This window comes from Pseudomonas sp. JS425, from assembly GCF_018223845.1.
Lineage (GTDB): Bacteria > Pseudomonadota > Gammaproteobacteria > Pseudomonadales > Pseudomonadaceae > Aquipseudomonas > Aquipseudomonas asiatica.
In genome coordinates this window covers 738513-762500 of sequence record NZ_CP073661.1, presented here as the reverse complement: position 1 = coordinate 762500, position 23988 = coordinate 738513, and the positions used below count along the sequence as shown (strand labels likewise).

The following is a 23988-nucleotide window of genomic DNA, read 5'->3' as shown; positions in this document are numbered from 1 at the left end:
GGGCCCATGTCCAGGCCGCACGAGGTGCCGGCACCAATCTTCAGGGCCTTGATCTGCGGTTCCAGCTTGGCAATCAGGGCGTCAGCCACCTGGTCACCCACGCATACCGCCACCGAAATGGCCATGCAACGCTCGCCGCACGAACCGTAGGCCGCCCCCATCAGTGCGCTCACGGCATTGTCCAGGTCGGCATCCGGCATCAGCACCGCATGGTTCTTCGCACCACCCAGGGCCTGCACACGCTTGCCGCGCTTGGTGCCTTCAGCGTAGATGTACTCAGCGATCGGAGTCGAACCGACGAAGCTCAGGGCCTTCACTTCCGGCGCTTCGATCAGCGCATCCACCGCTTCCTTGTCGCCGTGCACCACGTTGAGGATGCCCTTCGGCAGGCCGGCTTCCAGCAGCAGCTGGGCGATGAACAGAGTCGAGCTCGGGTCGCGCTCGGAAGGCTTGAGGATGAAGGCGTTACCGCAGGCGATGGCCAGTGGGTACATCCACAGCGGCACCATGGCCGGGAAGTTGAACGGGGTGATACCGGCAACCACGCCCAGTGGCTGGAAGTCGGACCAGGCATCGATGTTCGGGCCAACGTTGCGGCTGTACTCGCCTTTGAGCACTTCCGGCGCGGCGCAGGCGAACTCGACGTTCTCGATGCCACGCTTCAGTTCGCCGGCAGCATCTTCCAGGGTCTTGCCGTGCTCTTCGCTAATCATCTGCGAGATACGCGCTTCGTTCTGCTCCAACAGTTGCTTGAAGCGGAACATCACCTGGGCGCGCTTGGCCGGTGGGGTGTTACGCCAGGCCGGGAAGGCAGCCTTGGCCGAGTCGATCGCTTCCTGCACGGTCGCGCGGCTGGCCAACTCGACTTTGCGCACGGCCTGGCCGGTGGACGGGTTGAAGACATCGGCGGTGCGCTCACCCTTGGTAACCAGTTCGCCGTGGATCAGGTGCTGAACAATGCTCATGCAAAACTCCAGATAAAGAAGGTTGAGGCAGGCGCGCGATGCGTTCACGCGCCAGGCATCAGAATCGGAAAGATCAGTCGATCAGGTTCAGGGTTTCGCCTACTGCGTCGAACAGGCGATCCAGTTCCTGCGGCGTGGTGTTGAAGGTTGGGCCGAACTGCAGGGTGTCGCCACCGAAGCGTACATAGAAGCCTTTCTTCCACAGTTTCATCGCCGCCTCGTACGGACGCACGATGGCATCACCGTCGCGGGCAGCGATCTGGATCGCGCCGGCCAGGCCGTAGTTGCGGATATCGACGATGTTCTTGGTGCCCTTCACGCCATGCAGCAGCTTCTCGAAGTGCGGCGCCAGCTCGGCGGCGGCCTGCACCAGGTTTTCCTTCTGCAGCAGGTCCAGCGCGGCGATACCGGCGGCGCAGGCTACCGGGTGGGCCGAGTAGGTGTAGCCGTGCGGGAATTCCACGGCGTACTCCGGGGTCGGCTGGTTCATGAAGGTCTGGTAGATCTCGCTGCTGGCGATAACCGCGCCCATCGGGATGGCGCCGTTGGTCACCTGCTTGGCGATGCACATAAGGTCCGGGGTCACGCCGAAGGCTTCGGAGCCAGTCATAGCGCCCATGCGGCCGAAGCCGGTAATCACTTCGTCGAAGATCAGCAGGATGTTGTGCTGGGTGCAGATTTCACGCAGGCGCTTCAGGTAACCCTTCGGCGGCGGCAGAACACCAGCCGAACCTGCCAGCGGCTCGACGATCACGGCAGCGATGTTGGAGGCGTCGTGCAGCTCGATCAGCTTGAGCATCTCATCAGCGAGGGCAATACCACCCTCTTCCGGCATGCCTTTGGAGAAGGCGTTGACCGGCAGCACGGTGTGAGGCAGGTGGTCGACATCCAGCAGCTGACCGAACAGCTTGCGGTTACCGTTGACGCCACCGAGGCTGGTGCCGGCGATGTTCACGCCGTGGTAGCCGCGAGCACGGCCGATAATCTTGGTCTTGGTCGCCTGGCCTTTCAGACGCCAGTAGGCACGCACCATCTTCAGCGCGGTGTCGGCACACTCGGAACCGGAGTTGGTATAGAACACATGGTTCAGGTCGCCCGGGGTAAGTTCGGTGATCTTCTCGGCCAGCTGGAACGACAGCGGGTGGCCGAACTGGAAGGCCGGGGAGTAGTCCAGTGTGCCGATCTGACGAGCCACCGCTTCGGTGATTTCCTTGCGGGTGTGCCCGGCGCCGCAGGTCCACAAACCGGACAGGGCATCGAAGATCTTGCGCCCCTGGTCGTCGAACAGGTAGCTGCCTTCGGCCGCCACGATCAGGCGTGGGTCGCGCTGGAAGTTGCGGTTGGCGGTGTAGGGCATCCAGTGCGCATCCAGCTTGAGCTGGCTGGCGATACCGGCGGGGGCGGTTTCGGGCATGTTCATCGGCGGTTCCTCGGAAGACGATTAGGCAACGATGGATGTTGTTGCAGCTAAATTGGCACGGCGATAAAGTCTGGAAAAGCCAACATTTCTAATCTTCAGACAGGCCCTGACTAAACTAATGAGCCGACGCCCCGATCCACTCGCCCAAGTCAGCGATTTTGACATCCGTCTGCTGAAGATCTATCGCAGTGTCGTAGAGTGTGGCGGTTTCTCGGCCGCCGAAAACGTGCTGGGCATTGGCCGTTCGGCCATCAGCCAGCAAATGAACGACCTTGAGCAACGCCTTGGCCTGCGCCTGTGCCAGCGCGGACGCGCCGGGTTCTCGCTGACCGAGGAAGGCCGCGAGGTCTACCACTCGGCGCTGCAACTGCTCAGCGCTCTGGAAAGCTTTCGCACCGAGGTCAACGGCCTGCACCAGCATTTGCGTGGCGAGCTGAACATTGGCCTGACCGATAACCTTGTGACGCTGCCGCACATGCGCATTACCCATGCCCTGGCCGAGCTCAAGGACCGCGGCCCCGATGTGCGCATCCAGATCCGCATGATCGCACCCAGCCAGGTCGAGCACGGCGTGCTTGATGGCAGCCTGCATGTCGGCGTGGTGCCGCAGACCAGCCCGCTGTCGGGCCTCGAGTACCAGCCGCTGTACAGTGAGCGCTCGCTGCTGTACTGCGCAGTCGGCCACCCGCTGTTCTATGCAGATGACCAGCAGATCGACGACGACCGCCTCAACAGCCAGGAAGCCATCACCCCCACCTTCCGCCTGCCGGCCGAAATCCAGGCGCATTACCAGGCACTGAATTGCACGGCCAGTGCTTCGGACCGCGAAGGCATGGCGTTTCTCATCCTTACCGGGCGCTACATCGGCTACCTGCCAGACCACTACGCCACGTTCTGGGTGCAGCAAGGCCGCTTGCGTGCCCTCAAGCCCCGGGAACGCTTCTATGATCTGAGTCTCAGCTGGGTAACGCGCAAGGGCCGGCGGCCGAACCTGGTACTGGAAAGCTTCCTCGAAAGCCTGGCTGCGACACGCTGATGCCAGTCTGTGCCGCAAACGCTTGTCACTTCGGCACAGGCAGGTAATCTTGTCCGACAGCCGCAGCCACTGACCCGTACGGAATCGTCCATGACCCTAGAAGTCCCTGCGCATCGCCTCTCCGCCTCGGGCAAGCCCGCGGGCCGCATCCGCCAGAAGAACGAACAGGCCATTATCCAGGCCGCCGAAGACGAGTTTGCCCGCCATGGTTTCAAGGGCACCAGCATGAACACCATCGCCCTCAAGGCGGGGTTGCCCAAGGCCAATCTGCATTACTACTTCACCAACAAGCTGGGCCTGTACATTGCAGTACTCAGCAACATCATCGAGTTGTGGGACAGCACCTTCAACGCCTTGAGCGTCGACGACGATCCGGGCGAAGCCCTGAGCCAGTACATCCGCACCAAGATGGAGTTCTCCCGGCGCAACCCGCAAGCCTCGCGGATTTTCGCCATGGAAGTGATCAGCGGCGGCACCTGCCTGAGCGAATACTTCAGTGCCGACTACCGCGAATGGTTCCGCGGCCGGGCCGCGGTGTTCCAGGCCTGGATCGAAGCCGGAAAGATGGACCCGGTCGACCCGGTGCACCTGATCTTCCTGCTGTGGGGCAGCACCCAGCACTACGCCGACTTCGCCACCCAGATCTGCCAGGTGACCGGCCGCAGCCGCCTGACCAAGCAGGACATGGAAGACGCGAGCAACAATCTTATCCACATCATTTTGAAGGGCTGCGGCATAAAGCCGGCTGCCTGATCGTCATTTATGCCTTCTACCTTGCTCGACCTCTGCGAGTATCGCGAGGAAATCCGCAAAAGCCGCTTCATCACCATGGCCGGGCCGATCAGCAGTGCCGCCGACGCGATGAGTTTCATCGAACGCCACAGCGACCTGGCCGCCACCCACAACTGCTGGGCCTGGAAGCTTGGCGCCCAGTACCGCAGCAGCGATGACGGCGAACCTGGCGGTACCGCGGGACGGCCAATCCTCGCGGCCATCGAAGCGCAGGACTGCGACCAGGTGGTAGTGCTGGTAATCCGCTGGTACGGCGGCATTCAGCTGGGAACTGGCGGCTTGGCCAGGGCCTACGGCGGCGGCGCCAACAAATGCCTGCAACAGGCACCCAAGCGGCTGCTGGTGCAGCGCAGCGAATTCACCTGCAGTTGCAGTTTCAGCGAACTGGCACTGGTGAAGCTGCGCCTGGCGGAGGTTGACGGCCTGGTCCTGGATGAGCAGTTCACCGCCAATGGCGTGGACCTGTTGATTGCACTCGGTGACGCCCACCTGGCGCCACTGCAGCAGCAGTTGGCCGACTTGAGCCGCGGGCGCATTCTGCTCGAAGCACGTTGAACATTGCCCACAACAACTGTGGGCCGGCCTGTGGATAAGCTTGGGGCATTCGCTTGCAGGCAGCATTAATCAAGGGCTACAGAGGCTTGATCATATTTTGATCACCATTTGATGACAGCCGCAAACCGTTGATGCTCCTGACGTTATCCCCAGGTCCCCAGCCTGCGTACCCCCGCACAGCCATCTGCGCTTGCACACAATAACTGTGGACCAGCTTGTGGATAACCCGTGCGCCAACAAGCCGAAGGCCACGCCGTACAAGGGCCTGACGCAACTGGTGATTTTTCGTACAGCCCACCACGAGGCGCTCGGCACCACAGTGCATTATCCTCAATATCCTTCTTCGAACCGATCACGGAGCGCATCCAAATGGCTAACGCAAAAACCGCACTCATCATCGGCGCCTCGCGCGGGCTGGGACTGGGCCTGGTGCAACGCCTGCAGGAAGACGGCTGGACCATCACCGCCACCGTGCGCAACCCGCAGCAGCCCGGCGCCCTGGCGGACGTGCCCGGCGTGCGCATCGAACAGCTGGAAATGAACGACACGGCCCAGCTCGATGGCCTCAAGCAACGCCTGCAAGACCAAGTCTTCGACCTGGTGTTCATCAACGCCGGGGTCATGGGGCCTCTGCCGCAAGACCTTGAGACGGTGCAGAACAAGGACATCGGCGACCTGTTCATGACCAACGCCGTGGCGCCAATCCGCGTGGCCCGCCGCCTGGTCGGCCAGGTACGCGAAGGCAGCGGCGTACTCGCCTTCATGAGCTCGATCCTGGGCAGCGTGACCATCCCCGACGGCGGCGAAATCTGCCTGTACAAGGCCAGCAAGGCGGCCCTGAACTCGATGATCAACAGCTTCGTCGTCGAGCAACAACGCCCCGACCTTTGCGTACTGGCCATGCACCCGGGCTGGGTGAAAACCGACATGGGCGGTGAAAACGCCGAGATCGACGTGCTGACCAGCACCCGCGGCATGCTTGAACAGATCAAGGCGCAAAGCGGCAACGGCGGCCTGCGCTTCATCAACTACAAGGGCGAACCCTTGGTCTGGTGATTCACCAGGTCGCAGCCTGGCCGTGCGCAATGCCCGGCCAGGCTCTGTAGAATGGCGGCAACCGTACCTGATCGAGATGACCCACCATGTATGACTGGTTGAACGCCCTGCCCAAGGCCGAACTGCACCTGCACCTGGAAGGCTCGCTGGAGCCCGAGCTGCTGTTCGCCCTGGCCGAGCGCAACAAGATCGCCCTGCCCTGGGCCGATGTGGAGACCTTGCGCGGTGCCTATGCCTTCAACAACCTGCAGGAGTTCCTGGACCTGTATTACCAGGGCGCCGACGTGCTGCGCACCGAGCAGGACTTCTACGACCTGACCTGGGCCTACCTGCAACGCTGCAAGGCGCAGAACGTGATCCACACCGAACCGTTCTTCGACCCACAGACCCATACCGACCGCGGCATCCCCTTCGAGGTGGTGCTCAACGGCATCAACCAGGCGTTGAAGGACGGTCGCGAACAACTGGGCATCAGCAGTGGCCTGATCCTCAGCTTCCTGCGCCACCTCAGCGAAGATGAAGCACAGAAAACCCTCGACCAGGCCCTGCCATTCCGCGATGCGTTCATCGCCGTTGGCCTGGACAGCTCGGAAATGGGGCACCCACCGAGCAAGTTCCAGCGAGTGTTCGACCGCGCCCGCAGCGAAGGCCTGGTCGCCGTTGCCCATGCCGGCGAGGAAGGCCCGCCCGAGTACATCTGGGAAGCCCTGGACCTGCTGAAGGTCAAGCGTATCGACCACGGTGTGCGCGCCATCGAGGACGAGCGCCTGATGCAGCGCATCATCGACGAGCAGATCCCGCTCACGGTGTGCCCGCTGTCGAACACCAAGCTGTGCGTGTTCGACCACATGAGCCAACATAACATCCTCGAGATGCTCGAGCGCGGCGTGAAGGTCACGGTCAACTCTGACGACCCGGCCTACTTCGGCGGCTATGTCACCGAAAACTTCCACGCCCTGTACACCCATCTGGGCATGACCGAAGACCAGGCCCGTCGACTGGCCCAGAACAGCCTGGATGCCCGGCTGGCCTGAATGACCTGACGGCGACATATCTGTGGCGCCGTCAACCTACCTGCAACGTCGGCACGCGGGCAATGCGATTGATCTGCTGGATACCCAACGCAGAAATATGCAATGCCCGCGAGTCCTCGGCCTCGCGCATCCAGCCAGATTGCAGGAACAGCCGGAACAAGGCCTGCCCCAGCACGCCGCCCAGGTGCGGCCCCTGGTCGTTCCACTCGGTGCAGCGGCAGATCACGCAGCCACGTTGCTGGTGCGGCGCCAAGGCATCGATGTAGACCCCGACCAAAGCCAACTGCGTCCGCCCCTCTTCGCTTACCATCAACTGCCGACCACTACCCTCCAGCCAGCCGGCCACCACCAGACGGTGATACAGCTCACCGGCCAGTTCCCCCCCCAAGTGATCGCCACAGCGACGCGCCCTGCGTATCGACATGGGCAGCGGTGATACCGGTGCCTTGGCCCGCTCCCCCCTGGCACTCTCCAACTGGACACTGGCCAGGGCCTCCACCGCTGCCCCGACTTGCGGGGTGGCCAGCCGGAAGTAGCGCTTGCGCCCCCGCGCTTCGTGTCGGAGCAAACCGGCCGACGACAACAACGAAAGATGAGCGCAGGCCGATGACGAGGTCAGGCCTGTCATTACCGCGAGCTCGTTGGCCAGCCGCGGCGTGCCATCGATCAATGCCCACAACATGGCACTGCGCTTGGGGTCGGCCATCAGGCTGGCAATCTGGCTGATACTGCTGGCTGCGTTCATGTCCCTGTAACTCCCTGCAAGTTCACTGTGTGGATGCGATGGCCACCCCTGGCAGGGAAGCGCCTCTCGCTGGCACTGGCCTGGTTCGCCAGTATAAGCCGCAAAAAACGCCATTCAGGCAGCGCCGCGCAGTGGTGCCACAGGCAAAATACCACTGGGTATGCCTACCCATGGCAGGCAGCGGAACAGTGCGTGAAAGCTGCCCGGACCGCGTGGGCAAGCAGCCCGGCACACATGGCAGGAGCCCGGGAACGACAGGCGGAAAAAACACCGGATGCAACTTCGGACGCGGCCGACAAGCAATTTCCACAAGTAGCGCAAGCCAAAGCGAAGGTTCCACGTGCTTGCGGGCATTGCACCCCAAGCTGGAAAAAACATGTAGAAAACGTTCTTGCCGACCGTCAGTCAGGACACTGATGCAGGTCATGGCGGGCAGAAAGTGCAGCGCTACACTTCATCCGCTCTCCCCCTTTGGAGGTATGCCGCGATGAAAATTGTCGTCAGTGCGTCGAGCCGAAACCCCGCTTGCCCCTGGCAGGTCCAGCTCGATCAACACGTGGTCAGTTTCCGCAGCGAGGCCGAGGCGCGTGCCTTCGTCGCCACGCTGGAAACCCGTCTGCAGGCACCTCACCCGCTTATGCGGGAGCCTTGGCCGGCAAGCGTCGGGTCAGCAGCGCGACACTGACCACCAGCGCCCCGCACAGGCTGATCACCAGCGCCATCGGTACCGCACTGCCATCATGCAGCAGCCCCACCAGCGCCGCTGCACCGGCGGCGACGCTGAACTGCAGGCAGCCCATCAGCGCCGAGGCACTGCCGGCCCGCGCCCCCTGCCCGCTCATGGCACAGGCAGAGGCGTTGGGGATGATGCAGCCGAGGCTGGAAATGCAGACGAACAGCGGTACCAGCAGTGGCCACAGCTGTGTTGGCCGCATTGCCGCCACGGCCAGCAACACCAGGCCCGCAGCCAGGTACAGCCATACCGCACGCGCCAACAGAAATGCCGGCCCGCGCTTGGCCAGCAAGCGTGCATTCACCTGCGCCACCAGGATGAAGCCGGCGGCATTGGTGCCGAACAACCAGCCGTAATGCTCGGCCGGCACGCCATAGAGCTTGATGAACACGAAAGGCGAACCGGCGATGTAGGCAAACATGCCGGCGATGGCGATACCACCGGTCAGGGCATGGCCGACGAACACCCGGTCAGCGAACAGGCGCAAGTACTGGCGCATGGCGCCAGACAGCGGTTGCCGCGGTATGTGCTCGGGCAGGCTTTCCGGCAGGCCCAGGCTGACCGCCAACAGGCAGCCGGCACTGAACAGGCTCAGGGCGAGGAAGATCGATTGCCAGCCGGCCACGTTCACCAGCACCCCGCCCAGCATCGGTGCCAGGATTGGCGCCAGCCCCATGACCAGCATCAGCTGCGAGAACACCTTGGCCGAGGCCACCGGGTCGCACTTGTCACTGACGATGGCCCGCGAAAGCACCATCCCGGCGCAACCGCCCAACGCCTGGACAAACCGCGCCAGCACCAGGGTATCGAGGTCGGGGGCATAGGCACATGCCAGTGACGCCAGGGTGAACAGGGTCACCCCGAACATCAGCGGCTTGCGTCGGCCAAAGCGGTCAGCCACCGGCCCGTAGGCCAGTTGCCCGATGGACAGGCCAAGGAAGTAGGCGGCCAAGGTGGCCTGGACGTGTTTTTCATCGGTGGCGAACGCCTGCGCCATGGCCGGGAAGGCGGGCAGGTAGAAGTCGATCGCCAAGGGCCCGAACGCACTGAGTGCGCCCAGGATGAGCACCATTCGCAGGTTCATCAGGAATCCATAGCAGGCTAAGCAAGTGCTCGATTCTACCTGCTGTGGCCCCTATCCATGTGAAAACATTTGCAACAATACCGAGCCTGGAGCGCCCCCTGTGGGAGCGGGCGTGCCCGCGAATCAGGCGGCGCGGTGGATGGCACCGGCTACGCCGGTGTTCGCGGGCACGCCCGCTCCCACAGGTCAGTATTCAGGCCGCCTCGACCTGATAACCTTCATCGCGAATGGCCGTGAGGATCCGCTCCTGAGCCAACTCGCTCTGCACCCGTACCTGCCTGGCCGCCAGATCGACCTCCACCTTGGCCGCGGCATCCTGCTCCTGCACTGCCCGGGTCACGGCTTTCACGCAATGGCCACAGGTCATGCCTTGTACATTGAACACTTGCATGGGGGTTACCTCCTTCAGGTTTTCCACAAGTCTCAAGCTTGCCATCGGGGCAAGGTCAAGACTTGCCGACACCAGCCGGGGTGGAAATCCGCGCGCGCGTCGGCCAAGCTGCGCCTTTGATGATCAGGCAAGCAGGAGATTCTTCATGTTCAGGGCAGCATTGGCCGTCGTCGGGCTATTGAGCACGCTGGCTGCAGTGCCACCGGCCAGCGCCGAGGGCAACTCGGACTACAGCGTGCTGATCATTTCCCGGGAGCGTCTGGAAGTGGCCACCAGTTGCGAAATCGGCATCTACCTCAACGACCAGCTCTCCGGGCGCGTGTTCCAGGAGCAGTCCACCTCGTTCAACCTGCCGCCCGGCCCGGTGGACGTGCGCCTGCGCCTGCTGCCCGGGCAAATGCCCGGCTGCGCCCCGGGTGTCGAGGACCAACGCAGCACGCGACTGAACCTGCAGGCGGGCCAGATCAACAAATACCGCATCGCCATGGGGCAATATGGGCTGGAGTTGAAGCGAGCCGGCCTGGGCTATTGACCTTACCTGCGTGGCAAGGTTGATGCTGGAGGCCTGTCCAAGGAGGAGAGCCATGCCCGCATCCACCACATACGACCTGCCGATCTCCGGCATGACCTGCGCCAGTTGTGCCGGCCGGGTCGAACGCGCCCTGCGCAAGGTCACCGGCACTGAACAGGTCAGCGTCAACCTCGCCACCGAACAGGCCCGGGTCCAGGCCCCGGTCAACAGTCTGCCCGCGCTGGTCGAGGCCATACGCGAAGCCGGCTATGGCGTGCCCACCCGCACCGTCGAACTGCAGATTGGCGGCATGACCTGCGCCAGTTGCGTCGGCCGCGTAGAGCGCGCTCTCGGCAAGCTGCCGGGTGTTGAACGGGTCAGCGTCAACCTGGCCAGCGAACGTGCGCACCTCGAAGTGCTCGCGGCCCTCGACGACAACCTGCTGATCGACGCCGTGCAAAAGGCCGGCTATAGCGCCAGCCTGCCGCAAGTCGCCAGGGACGACCAGCATGCCGCCCAACGCCGCCTGCGTAACGAACGCCTGGCGGTCGGCGCAGCATTGCTGCTCGCCCTGCCGATGGTGGTACCAATGGTGGTGCAGCCGTTTGGCGTGCACTGGATGTTGCCAGCGTGGGTGCAGTTCCTGCTGGCCACACCGGTGCAGTTCATTCTCGGCGCGCGGTTCTACGTGGCCGCCTGGAAGGCCGTGCGCGCAGGTACCGGCAACATGGACCTGCTGGTGGCTCTGGGTACCAGCGCCGGCTACGGCTTGAGCCTGTACCAGTGGGCGCAAGCCCCCGCCGGCATGGCCCCTCACCTGTACTTCGAAGCTTCGGCCGTGGTGATTGCCCTGGTGCTGCTGGGCAAGTACCTGGAAAGCCGTGCCAAGCGCCAGACCGCCAGCGCCATCCGTGCCCTCGAGGCCCTGCGCCCGGAACGGGCCGTGCGCCTGGTCGATGGCCGGGAAGAAGACGTGGCCATTGCCCAACTGCGCCTCGGCGACCTGGTACTGGTCAAACCCGGCGAGCGCTTCCCGGTCGATGGCGTGGTGGAAGACGGCAGCAGCCATGCCGATGAAGCCCTGATCAGCGGCGAGAGCCTGCCGGTGCCCAAGCAGCCCGGCGACAGCGTCACCGGTGGCGCCATCAACGGCGAAGGCCGGCTGCTGGTACGCACCAAGGCACTGGGTACCGAAACCGTGCTGGCACGCATCATCCGCCTGGTGGAAGACGCCCAGGCGGCCAAGGCACCGATCCAAAAGCTGGTCGACCGGGTCAGCCAGGTATTCGTCCCGGCCGTGCTGGTACTGGCGCTGATCACCCTGGCCGGTTGGTGGCTGGCCGGCGCGCCGCTGGAAACCGCGCTGATCAATGCCGTCGCGGTACTGGTCATCGCCTGCCCCTGCGCCCTCGGCCTGGCCACACCCGCAGCGATCATGGCCGGCACCGGGGTTGCCGCCCGCCATGGCATCCTGATCAAGGACGCCGAAGCGCTGGAGCGCGCCCATGCGGTCAACCGCGTGGTGTTCGACAAGACCGGCACCCTCACCTCCGGCAGCCCGCGCGTTGTCCACAGCCAGGCGCAGGTGGGCAGCAGCGCCGACCTGCACCGCCTGGCCGGTGCCTTGCAGCGCGGCAGCGAACACCCGCTGGCCAAGGCGGTACTGGATGCCTGTGCCGAACAAGGCCTGGACGTGCCTGGCGTTACCGACAGCCAGTCGCTGACCGGGCGTGGTATTGCCGGGCGCGTGGAAGGCCGCGAGCTGGCCCTGGGCAACCGCCGCCTGCTCGATGAAAGCGCCCTGCCACCCGGCGACCTGGCCGCCAAGGCCCAGGCCTGGGAAGCCGAGGGGCGCACCCTGTCATGGCTTGTCGAACGCGGCGCGCAGCCGCGTGTGCTGGGCCTGTTCGCCTTTGGTGACAGCCTCAAGCCCGGCGCCGCGCAGGCAATCGATACCCTGCATGCGCAACACATCAGCAGCCACCTGCTGACCGGCGACAACCGCGGCAGCGCCAAAGTGGTGGCCGATGCCCTGGGCATCGACGACGTGCATGCCGAAGTGCTGCCGGCCGACAAGGCCGCGACCGTGGCCGCGCTCAAGCAGGATGGCGTGGTCGCCATGGTCGGTGATGGCATCAATGATGCGCCGGCGCTGGCCGCCGCCGATATCGGCATTGCCATGGGGGGCGGTACCGACGTGGCCATGCAGGCCGCCGGCATCACCCTGATGCGCGGCGACCCACGCCTGGTACCGGCCGCCCTGGAGATCAGCCGCAAGACCTATGCGAAGATCCGCCAGAACCTGTTCTGGGCGTTCATCTATAACCTGATCGGCATCCCGCTGGCCGCGCTGGGTTACCTCAACCCGGTACTGGCCGGCGCCGCCATGGCCCTGTCCAGCGTCAGCGTGGTGAGCAACGCGCTGTGGCTCAAGGCGTGGAAACCCACCAGCAACACCCAGGAGGCCCCATGAACATAGGCCAGGCCGCCCGCCGCAGCGGGCTCAGCACCAAGATGATCCGTTACTACGAGTCCATCGGCCTGCTCAAACCCGCCACGCGCAGTGACAGCGGCTACCGCCTTTACCAGGCGGAAGACTTGCACAGCCTGGCCTTCATCAAGCGCTCCCGCGACCTGGGCTTTTCCCTCGAGGAGGTCGGCAAGCTGTTGACCTTGTGGCAGGACCGCCAGCGTGCCAGCGCCGATGTGAAAGCGCTGGCCATGCAGCACATCGATGAGCTGAACCGGCGCATCGAAGAGCTGGTGAGCCTGCGCGACACCCTTGGCGAACTGGTATCGCACTGCCAGGGAGACGAGCGCCCGGACTGCCCGATCCTCAAGGATCTGGCCAATGGCACTGCTGGTGGCTGCTGTCACTGAGCCACCCGCAACGCTTTTGGTATGCCATATACGTCCAAACACGACCGAATAGTCACCAACTGCGACTTTATCCAATAAATACGGGCGTTTCCCTACATTAAACCCGGATGCTGCCGATGCAATTGTTACCTGCCTCGTATGTCGAAAATAACAAATCCGGGAGCGTCGATGAGCATCAAACAGAAACTGACCTGGGCATTCGCGGTCATCGCCGGCTTGCCCATCGTCCTAGTGGCGACCCTTGTGGTCCTCAACCTGCGTGGCGAAGCCCGCGACGGATTCCTCGATGGCAGCAGCCGGGAAATCCGCCAGGTCAGCAACGCGATGAACATCTTCTTCCAGGGCATCAACCAGAACGTCGAGTACCTGGCTGCGCAGCCGATGGTCGCCGCCACGGGTAGCGAACTGAACAAATACATGAGCGCAACCCCGTCCTATGAACTGGGCGAGCAGGCCAGCAAGCTGCTGGAGTTCATGACCCGCCTGGCCACCACGCATCCCAGCTATGCGTACCTGTCCTACGGGGTGAATGACGGTGGCTATGTCGGCTGGCCGGCCGGGCAGAAGTTCGTCAATTACGACCCGCGCACCCGCCCCTGGTACCAATTGGCAATGGCCAACCCTGGCAAGACCTTGCGTACCGGCGCCTACTACTGGGCTGCCGACGACGCTGTGCTGGTCAGCACCGTGCGCACCGTCGCCAACCAGTTGGGCAACCCTGGTGGCGTGGTCAACGTCGACGTCTCGCTCAAAGGCCTTACCGAGATCGTCCAGCAGATCAAGCTGGGCGAAAGCGGCTACGTGCTACTGGTGGAAAACAACGGCAACGTATTGGTCGACCCTCGTGACGCCAAGCATAACTTCAAGCAACTGGCGAGCTTTGGCGACGGGTACGCCGAGCTGGCCAAGCACGGCAAGGGGCTGGCCGAAGTGGAGCTGAATGGCGTGCGCTACATGGCCAACATCTACCCGGACGAACAGCTTGGCTGGACCCTGATCGGCCTGATCGAACAAAGCGAAGTGATGCAGACCACCACCCGGCTGACCTGGCTGATCGGCGTGGTGGCCCTGGTACTGGCCGCGCTGTTCGCCGTGGTCGGTGCCACCTTCGCCAAGCTGATCGTACGCCCGATCAACAGCGTCACCAGCGGCCTGGAAGATATCGCCCAGGGCGAGGGCGACCTGACCCGCAATCTGGAGATCCGTGGCCGCGACGAAACCGCACAACTGGCCAGCTGGTTCAACCAGTTCCTCGGTGCCATTCGCAGCCTGATCCAGCACATCGGTGCTGCCGCCAGCAAGATCCTCAGCACCTCCAGCAGCTCGACCCGCGTTTCCAGCGACATGGCCGAAGCCGCAGGCCGCCAGCGCGAAGCGGTGGACATGGTCTCAACCGCCTTCCACGAAATGGTCGCCACCGCCAACGAAGTGGCACGTTCCTGCAGCCAGGCGGCGCAATCGGCCGACAGCGGCCAGCAACAGGCCCGCGAAGGCCAGCAGCAGATCGATGCCGCGGTACATAGCGTTGACCGCCTGAGCCAGGAGATCGAGCAGTCGGCGCAGTCGATCCAGCAACTGGAGCGTGACAGCAACGCCATCCAGTCGATCCTCGGCACCATCCGCTCGATTGCCGAGCAGACCAACCTGCTGGCGCTCAACGCCGCCATCGAAGCGGCACGTGCCGGCGAGCAGGGCCGTGGCTTTGCCGTGGTTGCCGACGAGGTGCGGGCGCTGGCCAAGCGCACTGCCGACTCCACCGCCGAGATCGACGGCCTGCTGGGCAACCTGGCCAGCCGCACTGCCGAAGTGGCTGCACAGATGCACGCCAGCCTGGAGGTTTCGCAGCAGTCGGTGAGCCGCATCGGCCTGGCCCGTGACAGCTTCGGGCAGATCCGCGAGTCGGTGGATGTGATCCGCGACATGAACACCCAGATTGCCACGGCGGCCGAAGAGCAGCACCAGGTGGCCGAAGACATCAACCGGCACATCAGCCAGATTCACGGCGATGCGCAGCTGGTGGCCGAACTGGCCCAGGCGGCGCGGATGGATTCGGAGAGCCTGGCCGGGCTGTCCAATGAGCTGGATGCACTGGTGCGCAGGTTCCGTACCTGATGTGTTGCCTGCGCTGGCCTCTTCGCGGGTGAACCCGCTCCCACAGGGATCACCGCAGCTTTGCAAGCTGTGCAGTACCTGTGGGAGCGGGCGTGCCCGCGAAGAGGCCGGCACAAGCGACCAATCACTAAAGCCTCAATTCTCCCGGCGTCGCGCCGAACAATTGCTTGAACGCCGCAATGTAAGCCGAGGTGGAGTCATACCCACACCCCAACGCCGCCTCGGTCACACTCTCCCCGGCCTCCAGCAGCGCCAGCGACGACAACAGCCGCATACGCTGCCGCCAGTTGCGAAAACTCAAGCCCGTCTCCCGCTGGAACAGCCGCATCAGCGTCTTCTCCGAGCAACCCAACTCTCGCGCCCACTGCTGCAAGGTCTGCGACTGGTCCGGTGCAGCGATCAGACCATTGCACAGCGCCAGCAACCCCGGGTGCCGTGGCAGTGGCAACGAAAAGCCGACTTCGGGCAGCATGCGCAACTGGTCGAGCAGCACCGCCACCAGCCGCGCCTCGGCGCTGTCAACCTCCGGGTATTCTGCCGGGAACAGGCAGAACTGCTTGATCAGTTCGCGCGCCAACGGGGTCACTTCCAGTACCCGGCATTGCTCCGGGGCCCACGGGCAGGCATCCCGGCGCACGTAAAGGCTGCGCATTTCGGCCTGCATCGAGGTGACCACTTCGTGTTCGGCATCGGCTGGTATCCACACGCCCCACTGGGGCGGGGCGAAGTAGCTGCCTTCCTGGGTATACACCCCGAGGACGCCGCTGATGGCATAGGAAAACTGCACCCAGTCGTGCTGGTGGCGGGTGGTCCAGGAGCCGGCGCCAAGGCTTTCGGCTCGTGCATAGAGCGGCCTGGGCAGGTGGTCCAGCGCCGGAATGGGGCGGGGGTGTCCGATGATGGGCATGGTGGTTTCTTTTAGTTCTGACCAGACAAGCCTAACAGCTCAGCGCTCGACGATGACGGTCACCCCCTGCCCACCCGCAGCGCAGATCGATATCAACCCCCGCCCCTTCCCCGACCTCGCCAGCAGCTTGGCCAGGTTGGCCAATATCCGCCCCCCGGTCGCGGCAAACGGGTGCCCGGCCGCCAGCGAACTGCCCTTGACGTTGAGCTTGCTGCGGTCAATCGCCCCGAGCGGCGCATCCAGCCCCAGCCGTTCGCGGCAATAATCGGCATCTTCCCAGGCCTTGAGCGTGCACAGCACCTGGGCAGCAAAGGCTTCGTGAATCTCGTAATAGTCAAAGTCCTGCAGCGTCAGGCCATTGCGCGCCAACAGCCGCGGCACCGCATACACCGGCGCCATCAACAGCCCTTCGCGACCAGTAACGAAATCCACCGCAGCGGTTTCACCATCGACCAGATAGGCCAGCACCGACAGCCCCTGCTGCTCGGCCCATTCCTCGCTGCCCAGCAACACCAGCGAAGCACCATCGGTCAGCGGTGTGGAGTTGCCCGCCGTCAGCGTGCCCTGCCCGCTGCGGTCGAAGGCTGGCTTGAGCTTGGCCAATTGTTCCAGCGTCAGGTCGGGGCGCAGGTTGTTATCACGGGTCAAAGACAGAAACGGCGTCAGCAGGTCATCCTGCCACCCTTCGGCGTACGCGGCAGCCAGCGCCTGGTGGCTCAGCAGCGCCAGCTCGTCCTGCTCGGCACGGCCAATGCGCCAGGCCTGGGCCATGCGTTCGCAATGCTCGCCCATAGACAAACCGGTGCGCGGCTCACCGTTGCGCGGTAATTCGGGTTTCAGGTGGTGAGGACGCAGCTTGAGAAATGGCTTGAGCCGTTCGCCCAGGCTCTTGCCACGGTTGGCCTGCAACAGGATGTGGCGCAGGCCTTCGTTGACCGCAATCGGCGCATCGGAGGTGGTGTCCACACCGCCGGCTATGCCGCAGTCGATCTGCCCCAGGGCAATCTTGTTGGCCACCAGCAGTGCCGCCTCTAGCCCCGTCCCGCAGGCTTGCTGGATGTCATAGGCTGGCGTCAGCGGCGACAGGCGCGAACCCAGCACGCACTCACGTGTCAGGTTCATGTCTCGCGAGTGCTTGAGCACAGCGCCAGCCACCACCTCCCCCATGCGCAACCCATGCAGGCGGTAGCGTTCGATCAGCCCTTCGAGGGCGACGGTTAGCATCGCCTGGTTGCTGGCCGTGGCGTAGGCGCCATTGGAACGGGCGAAGGGAATTCGGTTGCCGCCCAGGATCGCGACCCGGCGAAGTGAACGCATGCGCTTGTTCCTCCTGAAACAATTTGATCCGTACAGCCTAGGTGTTTTTACCGCATTCGAACGACCTTGCCACAAAGTTGGTCCACACTTTCAAGCTTGCCTTCCGGGAGACCCACTCATGAGCGATCGCTACCTCGGCTTTGCCAACTCCAACCTCGGCCGCCGCCTTGTGGATGCCCTTGGCCTGCCACGTCCAGCGCCGCTGGAGCGTTGGCAGGCAGGCCGCCTGCGCCCGGTCGAAGGTGCCCTGGTACTGGGTGGCGGGCCACTGGCGAGCCAGGTCGAAGCCATTGCCCCGCGCCTGACCGACACGCTTTACAGCTTCAATACCGACAACCTCCAGGCCGAAGCATGGGTGGCTGGTCTGGGGCCGAAGATCAAGGCCGTGGTATTCGATGCCAGTCACCTGTCCGACAGCGACGCGTTGAAGCAGTTGCGCGAATTTTTCCAGCCACTGCTGCGCAGCCTGGCATCGTGCGCCCATGTGGTGCTGCTGGGCCGCACGCCAGAAAGCCTCGACGACCCGTTGGCCAGCATTGCCCAACGAGCCCTGGAAGGCTTCAGCCGCTCGCTGGCGAAGGAACTGCGCAACGGTGCGACCGCGCAGTTGCTGTATGTCAGCCCCGGCGCGGAGGACCAGCTGGAAGGCGCCCTGCGCTTCTTCCTCTCGCCCAAGAGCACCTTCATTTCCGGCCAGGTGCTGCGCCTGCATGCCTGCGCCAGCCAGGTCGAGGACTGGACACGGCCGCTGGCTGGGCGCCGCGCCCTGGTGACCGGTGCCGCGCGCGGCATCGGTGCCGCCATTGCCGAAACCCTGGCCCGGGACGGTGCCGACGTACTGCTGCTGGACGTGCCCCAAGCCAGCCAGGACCTAGACGCCCTGGCCGCGCGCCTGGGTGGCAAGGCGCTGCCCTTGGACATCTGCGCCGGCGACGCGGCAACGCAACTGCTTGCGGCCCTGCCCGACGGCGTCGACATCGTGGTGCACAATGCCGGTATCACACGCGACAAGACCCTGGCCAACATGACCCCGGAATACTGGGACGCGGTGCTGGCGGTAAACCTCAAGGCACCGCAGGTGCTGACACAGGCGCTGTACGACAACGGCGCCCTGGGTGAAAACGCGCGCATCACCCTGCTGGCCTCGGTCAGCGGTATCGCCGGCAACCGCGGGCAGACCAACTATGCCGCGAGCAAGGCCGGGCTGATCGGCTTGGCCCAGGCGTGGGCGCCCCGGCTCGCCGAGCGCGGCGGCAGCATCAATGCCGTGGCACCCGGTTTCATCGAAACCCACATGACCGCCGCCATGCCCATGGGCCTGCGCGAGGCCGGGCGACGCTTGAGTTCGCTTGGCCAGGGCGGCCGCCCGCAGGATGTCGCCGAAGCCATCGCCTGGCTCAGCCAGCCAGGCTCCGGTGCAGTCAACGGCCAGGTGCTGCGGGTATGCGGCCAGGCCTTGATGGGGGCTTGAGCATGAGCCGACACTGGCACGACCTGCACAGCCCGGCTTCGCGCACCAGCCTGTACCTGCGCGCGGCCAGCAAGCGCAGCATCAGCGGCGACCAGCTGCCGGACGACGGCCTGCGCTGCTTCATCCGCGTCCAGCCGGGCAACCTGGCCGCCTATCGACGGTTGTGCCACTTCACCGACGATGGCCGCCTGCCGGGGACTTATCCACATGTCATGGCGTTCACGCTGCAGCTGCAGTTGATGACCGCGCCAAACTTCCCCTTCCCGCTGCTCGGCCTGGTGCACCTGCACAACCGCATCGAGGTGCTGCGCCCGCTGGGCGGTATCGAAGGGCTGCGCTTTGCGGTGCATGCAGGCAATCTGCAAGCGCATGCCAAGGGCGGCACCTTCGACCTGGTCACCGAAGCCGAAGACGGCATCGGCCTGCTGTGGCGCGAGACCAGCCGTATGCTGGTGCGCGGGCTGAAGCTGGAAAGCCAGGCAGGTGAGCCTGCCGAGGACGAACCGCAAGCGTTGCCGGAGGCAACCCGCTGGTACGCCGACAGCGATATCGGCCGGCGTTATGCCAAGGTCTGCGGGGACTACAACCCGATCCACCTCAGCGCGGCCAGTGCCCGGCTGTTCGGCTTCCCCACGGCCATTGCCCATGGCATGTGGAGCAAGGCCATGGCCCTGGCGGCATTGCGCGGGCACCTGCCGCACAGTGGCTTTGCCTTCGAGGTGGATTTCCGCAAGCCGGTGCGGTTGCCATCGGAGGTGGTGCTCGGTGCCAGTGAGGCGGGGGCTACGGGAGAGCTGCGGCTGGATGGCCATGGAGGGGTACTGCATATGGTCGGGCGCTGGGACCGGCTTTAAATCGTGAGGCTGCTTCGCAGCCTTTTCGCGACACAAGGCCGCTCCCACAGGTACCGCGTTCGGTTTGATGCCGGTGACCTCCTGTGGGAGCGGCCTTGCGTCGCGATGGGCCGCATAGCGGCCCCCTTGCTTTGCATCGGGCCTGCGCAGAAGCTATGCAGCATTAGGAGACCCCCGATGAACCTGCAAGAACTCACCCAACGCCTGCACCAGATCCGCGACAACAACGACTGGCGCGGCTTTCACAGCCCGAAGAACCTCGCCATGGCCGCCAGTGTCGAAATGGCCGAGCTGGTGGAAATCTTCCAGTGGCTGAGCGAAGACCAATCGCGCCAGCTGCCAGCCGATAAGCTGGCCCATGCCGGCCAGGAAATCGGCGATGTGGTGCTCTACCTGTTGCTGCTGTGCAGCGAACTTGGCCTGGACATGGACCAGGTGGTGCGAGCCAAGCTGGCCGACAGCGAGAGGCGCTTCGCCCGATGAACGACCGTCACTTCGATGAGCTGGCTACCCGCTTTGCCGAAAAGATCTACGGCGGCGCCAAGGGCGCGATCCGCCTGGCCGTGCTGCAGGCCGACCTGGCCGAAGCCCTGCCTGACCGCCCGCTGCGCATCCTCGACATCGGTGCCGGGTTGGGTCACATGGCTTTGTGGCTGGCCCAGCGCGGCCACCAGCTGACCCTGGCCGAACCCGCCGAGCCTATGCTCGACGGCGCACGGGCGCGCTTTGCCGAAGCCGGCCAACCGGCCACCTTCATCCAGGCCCCCTGGCAAGACCTGCTTGGCCAGCTGACCGAACCCTACGATCTGGTGCTATGCCACGCCGTACTCGAGTGGCTGGCCGAGCCCGAAAGCATCCTGCCGGTGCTGCACCAGCTCACGGCCCCTTCCGGGTGGCTGTCGCTGGCCTTCTACAACCGCGACGCCCTGGTCTATCGCAACCTGCTCAAGGGCCATTTCCGCAAGTTGCGCAGCAACCGGCTGGAAGGTGAAAAGCAGAGCCTGACCCCGCAAAAACCGCTTGATCCACGGGAACTCAGGGCGCAACTTGATCCTATGTGGCAGGTTGAAAGCGAAAGTGGCGTGCGGGTGTTCCACGACTACATGCCCAAGGAATTCCAAGGCAAGGCCGAGCTGCTCGACCTGCTGGAAATGGAACTGGCCTACCGTCGCCACCCCAGCTTCGCCGGGCTCGGCCGCTACCTGCACTGGGTCTGCCGCCCCCGTTGACCTGCCCGCCGGGAGGAATACATGCCGTACCGTCTGTTGTGCCTGGCCGTGCTGCCGCTTGCCCTGGCTGGCTGCCAGGGCAGCAACCCCTACGTGGCCAGTAGCCGCCCGTTACCACCGGCACCGGCCCAGGCGGCCAGCACCTTCGATGCCAGTGCCTACCCGACACCGGCCCGTGATTACGGGCACTACCGTAGCTGGAGCTGGCTCAACGGCCAGTTGCCCAGTGGCTCGGTCGATACCGACCCGGCGCAACTGACCGATGCCGTCAGCGGCGCACTGGACCAGCATGGCCTGCGTCCCGCCCGGGGCGGCCCCGGCGACTTGCTGGTCAGCGCCGACATACGCCTGGAAAAGCGCTTGCGCCAGGTACGTGACTACGATGCCTACGACCCTTACTACGGCCCGTATCCCTATGGCGGTGTCGGCTATGGCGGCTACCGCCATGGCTATGGGGGCTATGCCAGCGTGCCCATCGTGCGCACCTACGAAGTGCAGGTGATGGTGGTGCGTATCGACCTGTACGACGCCCGCAGCGGCCAGCCGGTATGGAGTGCCAGTGCCGAAAGCGGCAGCGACAAGGACTCGCCGCGTGAACGCGAAAGCGCCCTGCGCGATTCTGTGCACAAGGCGCTCAACGGCTATCCTCCCAGTTGATATCCAACGGAGAACCATCATGTTGCGCCGTCTCGTTCTACTGTCATTCGCGTTGTTGCTCGCCGCCTGCTCCAGCAATAACGTCCAGCAGGATTTCGATGCCAGCCGTGACTTTGCCGCCTACCGCAGCTGGGCATGGCAGGAACCGGGCCTGCAGTACCGCCCGGATGACCCACGAATCAAGAGCGACCTCACCGAGCAGCGCATTCGCCAGGCAGTTGCAAGCCAACTCGACCAGCGTGGCCTGCGCCCGGTACAAGGCGGCGCCCGGCCGGACGTGACAGTGCGCGCGTACCTGATCGTCGAGCAGCGCCAGCAACAGATCACCACCAACTACGGCGGTGGCTGGGGAGGCTACTGGGGCGGCTACTGGGGTGGCCCGATGTACAACGAAACGCGCAGCGTCGACTACAAGGTCGCCACCATCCAGATCGACCTGTTCGATGGGCGTGACGGCAAGCTGGTGTGGCGCGGCAGTGCCGAGCAGATCATGAACAACTACCCGCCAAGCCCTGAAGAACGTAACAGCGCTATCCAGAACACCGTGACCAAGGTGTTGGCCAACTACCCGCCGGGGAGCAGGAAGTAACACCGAACGCGGTTATGCAGGCGCCGCAGCCCCTGTGGGAGCGGGTTTACCCGCGAAGAAAACAACGCGGTGCATGGCACCGGCTTTGCCGGTATTCGCGGGTGAACCCGCTCCCACAAGGGTCGCCTGCGAGGCCTGTTTCAACAGCGACAAAATCCATCCCGACCACGCCTTTTTGCCTTTCCCGCCCCACTCGCCCGCAGGTTCCCGTCTATCTTCACTTAAGGAAACCTGACTGACCGGGTAGATGTGTTCAACATTTGGGAAGGGCTACCTGCCAATGCAAAGCATTGTTCTCCTGCTGTGGCTTGCCTTGTGCTCCGAACAGGACGTGCGTCAACGCCAGATATCCAACATGCTCACCCTGGGTGTGGCTGCCTGCGCCCTGGCCTGGCTTTTCGCCACTGGCCGCAGCTGGATCGGCGCCGATGCCAGCGATGCCGGATGGGCGCTGGCCATCGTCATGTTGCTGACCCTGCCCGGTTACATGCTCGGCCGTTTCGGTGCCGATGACGTCAAGCTGATGGGCGCCCTGGCCCTGGCCACCAGCCCGCAATACGTGCTTGGCACCTTCATCGGCGCCGGTGTCAGCGTGCTGCTGTGGCTGCTTACCCGCCGGCGCCTGTGGACGTTGCTCAACCCCAAGGTAAAAAAGCGCTTGCAGGCCTTGACCGAGGAAATGGGTGACAAGCAGGCGTTCGTCCCCTATGTGCTCACCGGTTTTCTTTTGACTGCTGTATGGATCCAGTGAGCAATCTCGTGGTCCGATGGCTGTACAGAATTTGTAACTTGTACAAATCCACTACCCCCGACTATTTTTAGTTTGCAAAGCGCTTGGCCCGGGAGCAGGACCGCGTAACGACAGGGAGTTGATCGTGTCCAGAGCATTCAGTGATGTGAAGATATTGGTGGTCGATGACCAACCAGTGATAGTCGAACAATTGTGTGAGTTTCTCGAAACCAAGGGTTACCGCTGCCTGCCGGCCCACTCCACTGACGAAGCCCTGGAACGTTACCTGGCAGACGAGGCCATTGGCGTGGTCATCTGTGACCTGCACATGCCTGGTCGTGATGGTATTGAACTGGTCCGCGAACTGAAGATACAAGGCGGGCAGCGCGCGTTCGAGGCCATCATGGTGACCGGTCGCGCGGAGAAGCAGGATGTGATCCGAGCGTTGCGCGAGGGCTTTGCCGATTACTACCAGAAACCCATGGACCTCGATGAACTGCTGGAGGGCGTACGCCGCCAGGAACAGGCCGTGCAGGAGCGCCAGCGCAGCTTCCGCGAGCTGGGCGGGTTGAGCCAGCGTCTGCAAGAGCTGGCAGAGTCGATGGACGAGCTTTACCAGGACCTGCAAAAAGCCCGGGGCCAGGGCATGCACCGGCGTGCCAGCGATGTGGACGAGAGTGAAAGCGAACTGCCAGCGGCGTTCGAGAAGCTGTCGCCACGCCAGCTGGAAGTAGCCCGCCTGGTGGGCAAGGGCCAGACCAACTACCAGATCGCCTGTGAGCTGGGCATTACCGAGAATACCGTGAAGCTGTATGTGTCGCAGGTGCTGCGCCTGACCCACATGCACAACCGCACCCAGCTTGCACTGGCACTGACACCCAGTTCGTCGCCAGTGCATCAGCGGTTTACTACCCACTAAA

General features: G+C 64.0%; 25 protein-coding genes (1 of these 25 cut by a window edge). 18 read left to right on the top strand and 7 right to left on the bottom strand.

The window, feature by feature from the left end:
• Together KDB76_RS03425 and KDB76_RS03420 are read right to left on the bottom strand one after the other, a co-directional pair.
• On the bottom strand, positions 1–965 hold the 5' portion of the coding sequence (locus KDB76_RS03425; protein ID WP_023662877.1) for a CoA-acylating methylmalonate-semialdehyde dehydrogenase. It extends 529 nt beyond the left edge of the window; the window shows 965 of its 1494 coding nt (coding positions 1–965); its start codon is at positions 963–965; its stop codon lies off the left edge, out of view.
• 73 nt (positions 966–1038) lie between these two features.
• Entirely contained in the window at positions 1039–2385 is a 1347-nt protein-coding gene (locus tag KDB76_RS03420) for an aspartate aminotransferase family protein (protein ID WP_013970744.1), read from the bottom strand.
• Positions 2386–2503: 118 nt separating this feature from the next.
• Between KDB76_RS03420 and KDB76_RS03415 the strand changes: the two genes are divergently transcribed.
• The 5 genes from KDB76_RS03415 to KDB76_RS03395 all read left to right on the top strand — a co-directional run bounded on the left by KDB76_RS03415 (position 2504) and on the right by KDB76_RS03395 (position 6858).
• Positions 2504–3421, top strand: a complete 918-nt coding sequence (locus KDB76_RS03415; protein ID WP_013970743.1) for a LysR family transcriptional regulator — start codon at positions 2504–2506, stop codon at positions 3419–3421.
• Between the two features lie 90 nt (positions 3422–3511).
• Positions 3512–4174, top strand: a complete 663-nt coding sequence (locus tag KDB76_RS03410; RefSeq protein ID WP_003257076.1) for a TetR/AcrR family transcriptional regulator — start codon at positions 3512–3514, stop codon at positions 4172–4174.
• Positions 4175–4183: 9 nt separating this feature from the next.
• Positions 4184–4768 carry a YigZ family protein gene (locus tag KDB76_RS03405; RefSeq protein ID WP_013970742.1) on the top strand — a complete coding sequence of 195 codons (585 nt, stop codon included), beginning with the start codon at positions 4184–4186 and terminating at the stop codon, positions 4766–4768.
• Positions 4769–5137: 369 nt separating this feature from the next.
• Positions 5138–5824 carry an SDR family oxidoreductase gene (locus KDB76_RS03400; protein WP_013970741.1) on the top strand — a complete coding sequence of 229 codons (687 nt, stop codon included), beginning with the start codon at positions 5138–5140 and terminating at the stop codon, positions 5822–5824.
• 86 nt (positions 5825–5910) lie between these two features.
• Positions 5911–6858, top strand: coding sequence for an adenosine deaminase (locus tag KDB76_RS03395; protein ID WP_013970740.1), 948 nt, complete (start codon positions 5911–5913; stop codon positions 6856–6858).
• 31 nt (positions 6859–6889) lie between these two features.
• On the opposite strand, the gene KDB76_RS03390 is transcribed toward KDB76_RS03395, so the two are convergent.
• Positions 6890–7603 (bottom strand): helix-turn-helix transcriptional regulator, encoded by a 714-nt coding sequence (locus KDB76_RS03390; protein WP_013970739.1) that lies wholly within the window; start codon positions 7601–7603, stop codon positions 6890–6892.
• A gap of 487 nt (positions 7604–8090) precedes the next feature.
• Here KDB76_RS03390 and KDB76_RS29635 point away from each other — a divergent pair, with 487 nt between their 5' ends.
• The gene (locus KDB76_RS29635; RefSeq protein ID WP_075044510.1) at positions 8091–8288 is read left to right on the top strand and encodes a hypothetical protein; all 198 of its coding nucleotides are present in this window, start codon (positions 8091–8093) and stop codon (positions 8286–8288) included.
• Here the strand turns inward: KDB76_RS29635 and KDB76_RS03385 are convergent.
• Complete coding sequence (locus tag KDB76_RS03385) at positions 8239–9420, bottom strand: multidrug effflux MFS transporter (RefSeq protein ID WP_024086208.1); 1182 nt, start codon at positions 9418–9420, stop codon at positions 8239–8241. The two genes, KDB76_RS29635 and KDB76_RS03385, sit on opposite strands and share 50 nt — an antisense overlap.
• A 193-nt stretch (positions 9421–9613) precedes the next feature.
• Entirely contained in the window at positions 9614–9811 is a 198-nt protein-coding gene (locus KDB76_RS03380; protein WP_003257072.1) for a cation transporter, read from the bottom strand.
• A 145-nt stretch (positions 9812–9956) separates the two neighbouring features.
• Between KDB76_RS03380 and KDB76_RS03375 the strand changes: the two genes are divergently transcribed.
• From KDB76_RS03375 to KDB76_RS03360, 4 genes are all read left to right on the top strand, one after another.
• A complete protein-coding gene (locus tag KDB76_RS03375; protein WP_023662829.1) occupies positions 9957–10343 on the top strand; it encodes a hypothetical protein in 387 nt (128 codons plus the stop codon).
• 52 nt (positions 10344–10395) lie between these two features.
• Positions 10396–12795 (top strand): heavy metal translocating P-type ATPase, encoded by a 2400-nt coding sequence (locus KDB76_RS03370; protein ID WP_013970735.1) that lies wholly within the window; start codon positions 10396–10398, stop codon positions 12793–12795.
• Positions 12792–13202 carry a Cu(I)-responsive transcriptional regulator gene (cueR, locus tag KDB76_RS03365; RefSeq protein ID WP_023663456.1) on the top strand — a complete coding sequence of 137 codons (411 nt, stop codon included), beginning with the start codon at positions 12792–12794 and terminating at the stop codon, positions 13200–13202. Before KDB76_RS03370 ends, cueR begins: the two co-directional genes overlap by 4 nt.
• A 168-nt stretch (positions 13203–13370) precedes the next feature.
• Complete coding sequence (locus tag KDB76_RS03360) at positions 13371–15314, top strand: methyl-accepting chemotaxis protein (protein ID WP_013970733.1); 1944 nt, start codon at positions 13371–13373, stop codon at positions 15312–15314.
• A gap of 127 nt (positions 15315–15441) precedes the next feature.
• Here KDB76_RS03360 and KDB76_RS03355 read toward each other — a convergent pair whose 3' ends face one another.
• Together KDB76_RS03355 and KDB76_RS03350 are read right to left on the bottom strand one after the other, a co-directional pair.
• Positions 15442–16221: a helix-turn-helix transcriptional regulator gene (locus KDB76_RS03355; protein ID WP_013970732.1), complete on the bottom strand. Its 780-nt coding sequence runs from the start codon at positions 16219–16221 to the stop codon at positions 15442–15444.
• A 39-nt stretch (positions 16222–16260) separates the two neighbouring features.
• A complete protein-coding gene (locus KDB76_RS03350) occupies positions 16261–17538 on the bottom strand; it encodes an acetyl-CoA C-acetyltransferase (RefSeq protein ID WP_023662416.1) in 1278 nt (425 codons plus the stop codon).
• A gap of 118 nt (positions 17539–17656) precedes the next feature.
• Here KDB76_RS03350 and KDB76_RS03345 point away from each other — a divergent pair, with 118 nt between their 5' ends.
• From KDB76_RS03345 to KDB76_RS03310, 8 genes are all read left to right on the top strand, one after another.
• Positions 17657–19009 (top strand): 3-oxoacyl-ACP reductase, encoded by a 1353-nt coding sequence (locus tag KDB76_RS03345; protein WP_013970730.1) that lies wholly within the window; start codon positions 17657–17659, stop codon positions 19007–19009.
• Between the two features lie 2 nt (positions 19010–19011).
• The gene (locus tag KDB76_RS03340) at positions 19012–19863 is read left to right on the top strand and encodes a MaoC/PaaZ C-terminal domain-containing protein (RefSeq protein WP_024086204.1); all 852 of its coding nucleotides are present in this window, start codon (positions 19012–19014) and stop codon (positions 19861–19863) included.
• A 177-nt stretch (positions 19864–20040) separates the two neighbouring features.
• The gene (locus KDB76_RS03335; RefSeq protein ID WP_013970728.1) at positions 20041–20346 is read left to right on the top strand and encodes a MazG-like family protein; all 306 of its coding nucleotides are present in this window, start codon (positions 20041–20043) and stop codon (positions 20344–20346) included.
• On the top strand, positions 20343–21092 hold the full coding sequence (locus tag KDB76_RS03330) for a methyltransferase domain-containing protein (RefSeq protein ID WP_024086203.1): 750 nt from the start codon (positions 20343–20345) through the stop codon (positions 21090–21092). Before KDB76_RS03335 ends, KDB76_RS03330 begins: the two co-directional genes overlap by 4 nt.
• A 21-nt stretch (positions 21093–21113) precedes the next feature.
• Positions 21114–21749: a DUF4136 domain-containing protein gene (locus KDB76_RS03325; RefSeq protein ID WP_038408623.1), complete on the top strand. Its 636-nt coding sequence runs from the start codon at positions 21114–21116 to the stop codon at positions 21747–21749.
• A 19-nt stretch (positions 21750–21768) separates the two neighbouring features.
• The gene (locus KDB76_RS03320; RefSeq protein WP_023661913.1) at positions 21769–22338 is read left to right on the top strand and encodes a DUF4136 domain-containing protein; all 570 of its coding nucleotides are present in this window, start codon (positions 21769–21771) and stop codon (positions 22336–22338) included.
• Positions 22339–22618: 280 nt separating this feature from the next.
• The gene (locus KDB76_RS03315; protein ID WP_013970724.1) at positions 22619–23089 is read left to right on the top strand and encodes an A24 family peptidase; all 471 of its coding nucleotides are present in this window, start codon (positions 22619–22621) and stop codon (positions 23087–23089) included.
• Between the two features lie 124 nt (positions 23090–23213).
• Positions 23214–23987, top strand: coding sequence for a response regulator transcription factor (locus KDB76_RS03310; protein ID WP_024086200.1), 774 nt, complete (start codon positions 23214–23216; stop codon positions 23985–23987).
• Position 23988: the final 1 nt, after the last annotated feature.

What these genes read in the sequence shown, in the direction of transcription:
- KDB76_RS03420 (WP_013970744.1), bottom strand. Translation starts at nt 2,385, where the DNA reads ATGAACATGCCCGAAACCGCCCCCGCCGGTATCGCCAGCCAGCTCAAG.
- KDB76_RS03415 (WP_013970743.1), top strand. Translation starts at nt 2,504, where the DNA reads ATGAGCCGACGCCCCGATCCACTCGCCCAAGTCAGCGATTTTGACATC.
- KDB76_RS03410 (WP_003257076.1), top strand. Translation starts at nt 3,512, where the DNA reads ATGACCCTAGAAGTCCCTGCGCATCGCCTCTCCGCCTCGGGCAAGCCC.
- KDB76_RS03405 (WP_013970742.1), top strand. Translation starts at nt 4,184, where the DNA reads ATGCCTTCTACCTTGCTCGACCTCTGCGAGTATCGCGAGGAAATCCGC.
- KDB76_RS03400 (WP_013970741.1), top strand. Translation starts at nt 5,138, where the DNA reads ATGGCTAACGCAAAAACCGCACTCATCATCGGCGCCTCGCGCGGGCTG.
- KDB76_RS03395 (WP_013970740.1), top strand. Translation starts at nt 5,911, where the DNA reads ATGTATGACTGGTTGAACGCCCTGCCCAAGGCCGAACTGCACCTGCAC.
- KDB76_RS03390 (WP_013970739.1), bottom strand. Translation starts at nt 7,603, where the DNA reads ATGAACGCAGCCAGCAGTATCAGCCAGATTGCCAGCCTGATGGCCGAC.
- KDB76_RS29635 (WP_075044510.1), top strand. Translation starts at nt 8,091, where the DNA reads ATGAAAATTGTCGTCAGTGCGTCGAGCCGAAACCCCGCTTGCCCCTGG.
- KDB76_RS03385 (WP_024086208.1), bottom strand. Translation starts at nt 9,420, where the DNA reads ATGAACCTGCGAATGGTGCTCATCCTGGGCGCACTCAGTGCGTTCGGG.
- KDB76_RS03380 (WP_003257072.1), bottom strand. Translation starts at nt 9,811, where the DNA reads ATGCAAGTGTTCAATGTACAAGGCATGACCTGTGGCCATTGCGTGAAA.
- KDB76_RS03375 (WP_023662829.1), top strand. Translation starts at nt 9,957, where the DNA reads ATGTTCAGGGCAGCATTGGCCGTCGTCGGGCTATTGAGCACGCTGGCT.
- KDB76_RS03370 (WP_013970735.1), top strand. Translation starts at nt 10,396, where the DNA reads ATGCCCGCATCCACCACATACGACCTGCCGATCTCCGGCATGACCTGC.
- cueR (WP_023663456.1), top strand. Translation starts at nt 12,792, where the DNA reads ATGAACATAGGCCAGGCCGCCCGCCGCAGCGGGCTCAGCACCAAGATG.
- KDB76_RS03360 (WP_013970733.1), top strand. Translation starts at nt 13,371, where the DNA reads ATGAGCATCAAACAGAAACTGACCTGGGCATTCGCGGTCATCGCCGGC.
- KDB76_RS03355 (WP_013970732.1), bottom strand. Translation starts at nt 16,221, where the DNA reads ATGCCCATCATCGGACACCCCCGCCCCATTCCGGCGCTGGACCACCTG.
- KDB76_RS03350 (WP_023662416.1), bottom strand. Translation starts at nt 17,538, where the DNA reads ATGCGTTCACTTCGCCGGGTCGCGATCCTGGGCGGCAACCGAATTCCC.
- KDB76_RS03345 (WP_013970730.1), top strand. Translation starts at nt 17,657, where the DNA reads ATGAGCGATCGCTACCTCGGCTTTGCCAACTCCAACCTCGGCCGCCGC.
- KDB76_RS03340 (WP_024086204.1), top strand. Translation starts at nt 19,012, where the DNA reads ATGAGCCGACACTGGCACGACCTGCACAGCCCGGCTTCGCGCACCAGC.
- KDB76_RS03335 (WP_013970728.1), top strand. Translation starts at nt 20,041, where the DNA reads ATGAACCTGCAAGAACTCACCCAACGCCTGCACCAGATCCGCGACAAC.
- KDB76_RS03330 (WP_024086203.1), top strand. Translation starts at nt 20,343, where the DNA reads ATGAACGACCGTCACTTCGATGAGCTGGCTACCCGCTTTGCCGAAAAG.
- KDB76_RS03325 (WP_038408623.1), top strand. Translation starts at nt 21,114, where the DNA reads ATGCCGTACCGTCTGTTGTGCCTGGCCGTGCTGCCGCTTGCCCTGGCT.
- KDB76_RS03320 (WP_023661913.1), top strand. Translation starts at nt 21,769, where the DNA reads ATGTTGCGCCGTCTCGTTCTACTGTCATTCGCGTTGTTGCTCGCCGCC.
- KDB76_RS03315 (WP_013970724.1), top strand. Translation starts at nt 22,619, where the DNA reads ATGCAAAGCATTGTTCTCCTGCTGTGGCTTGCCTTGTGCTCCGAACAG.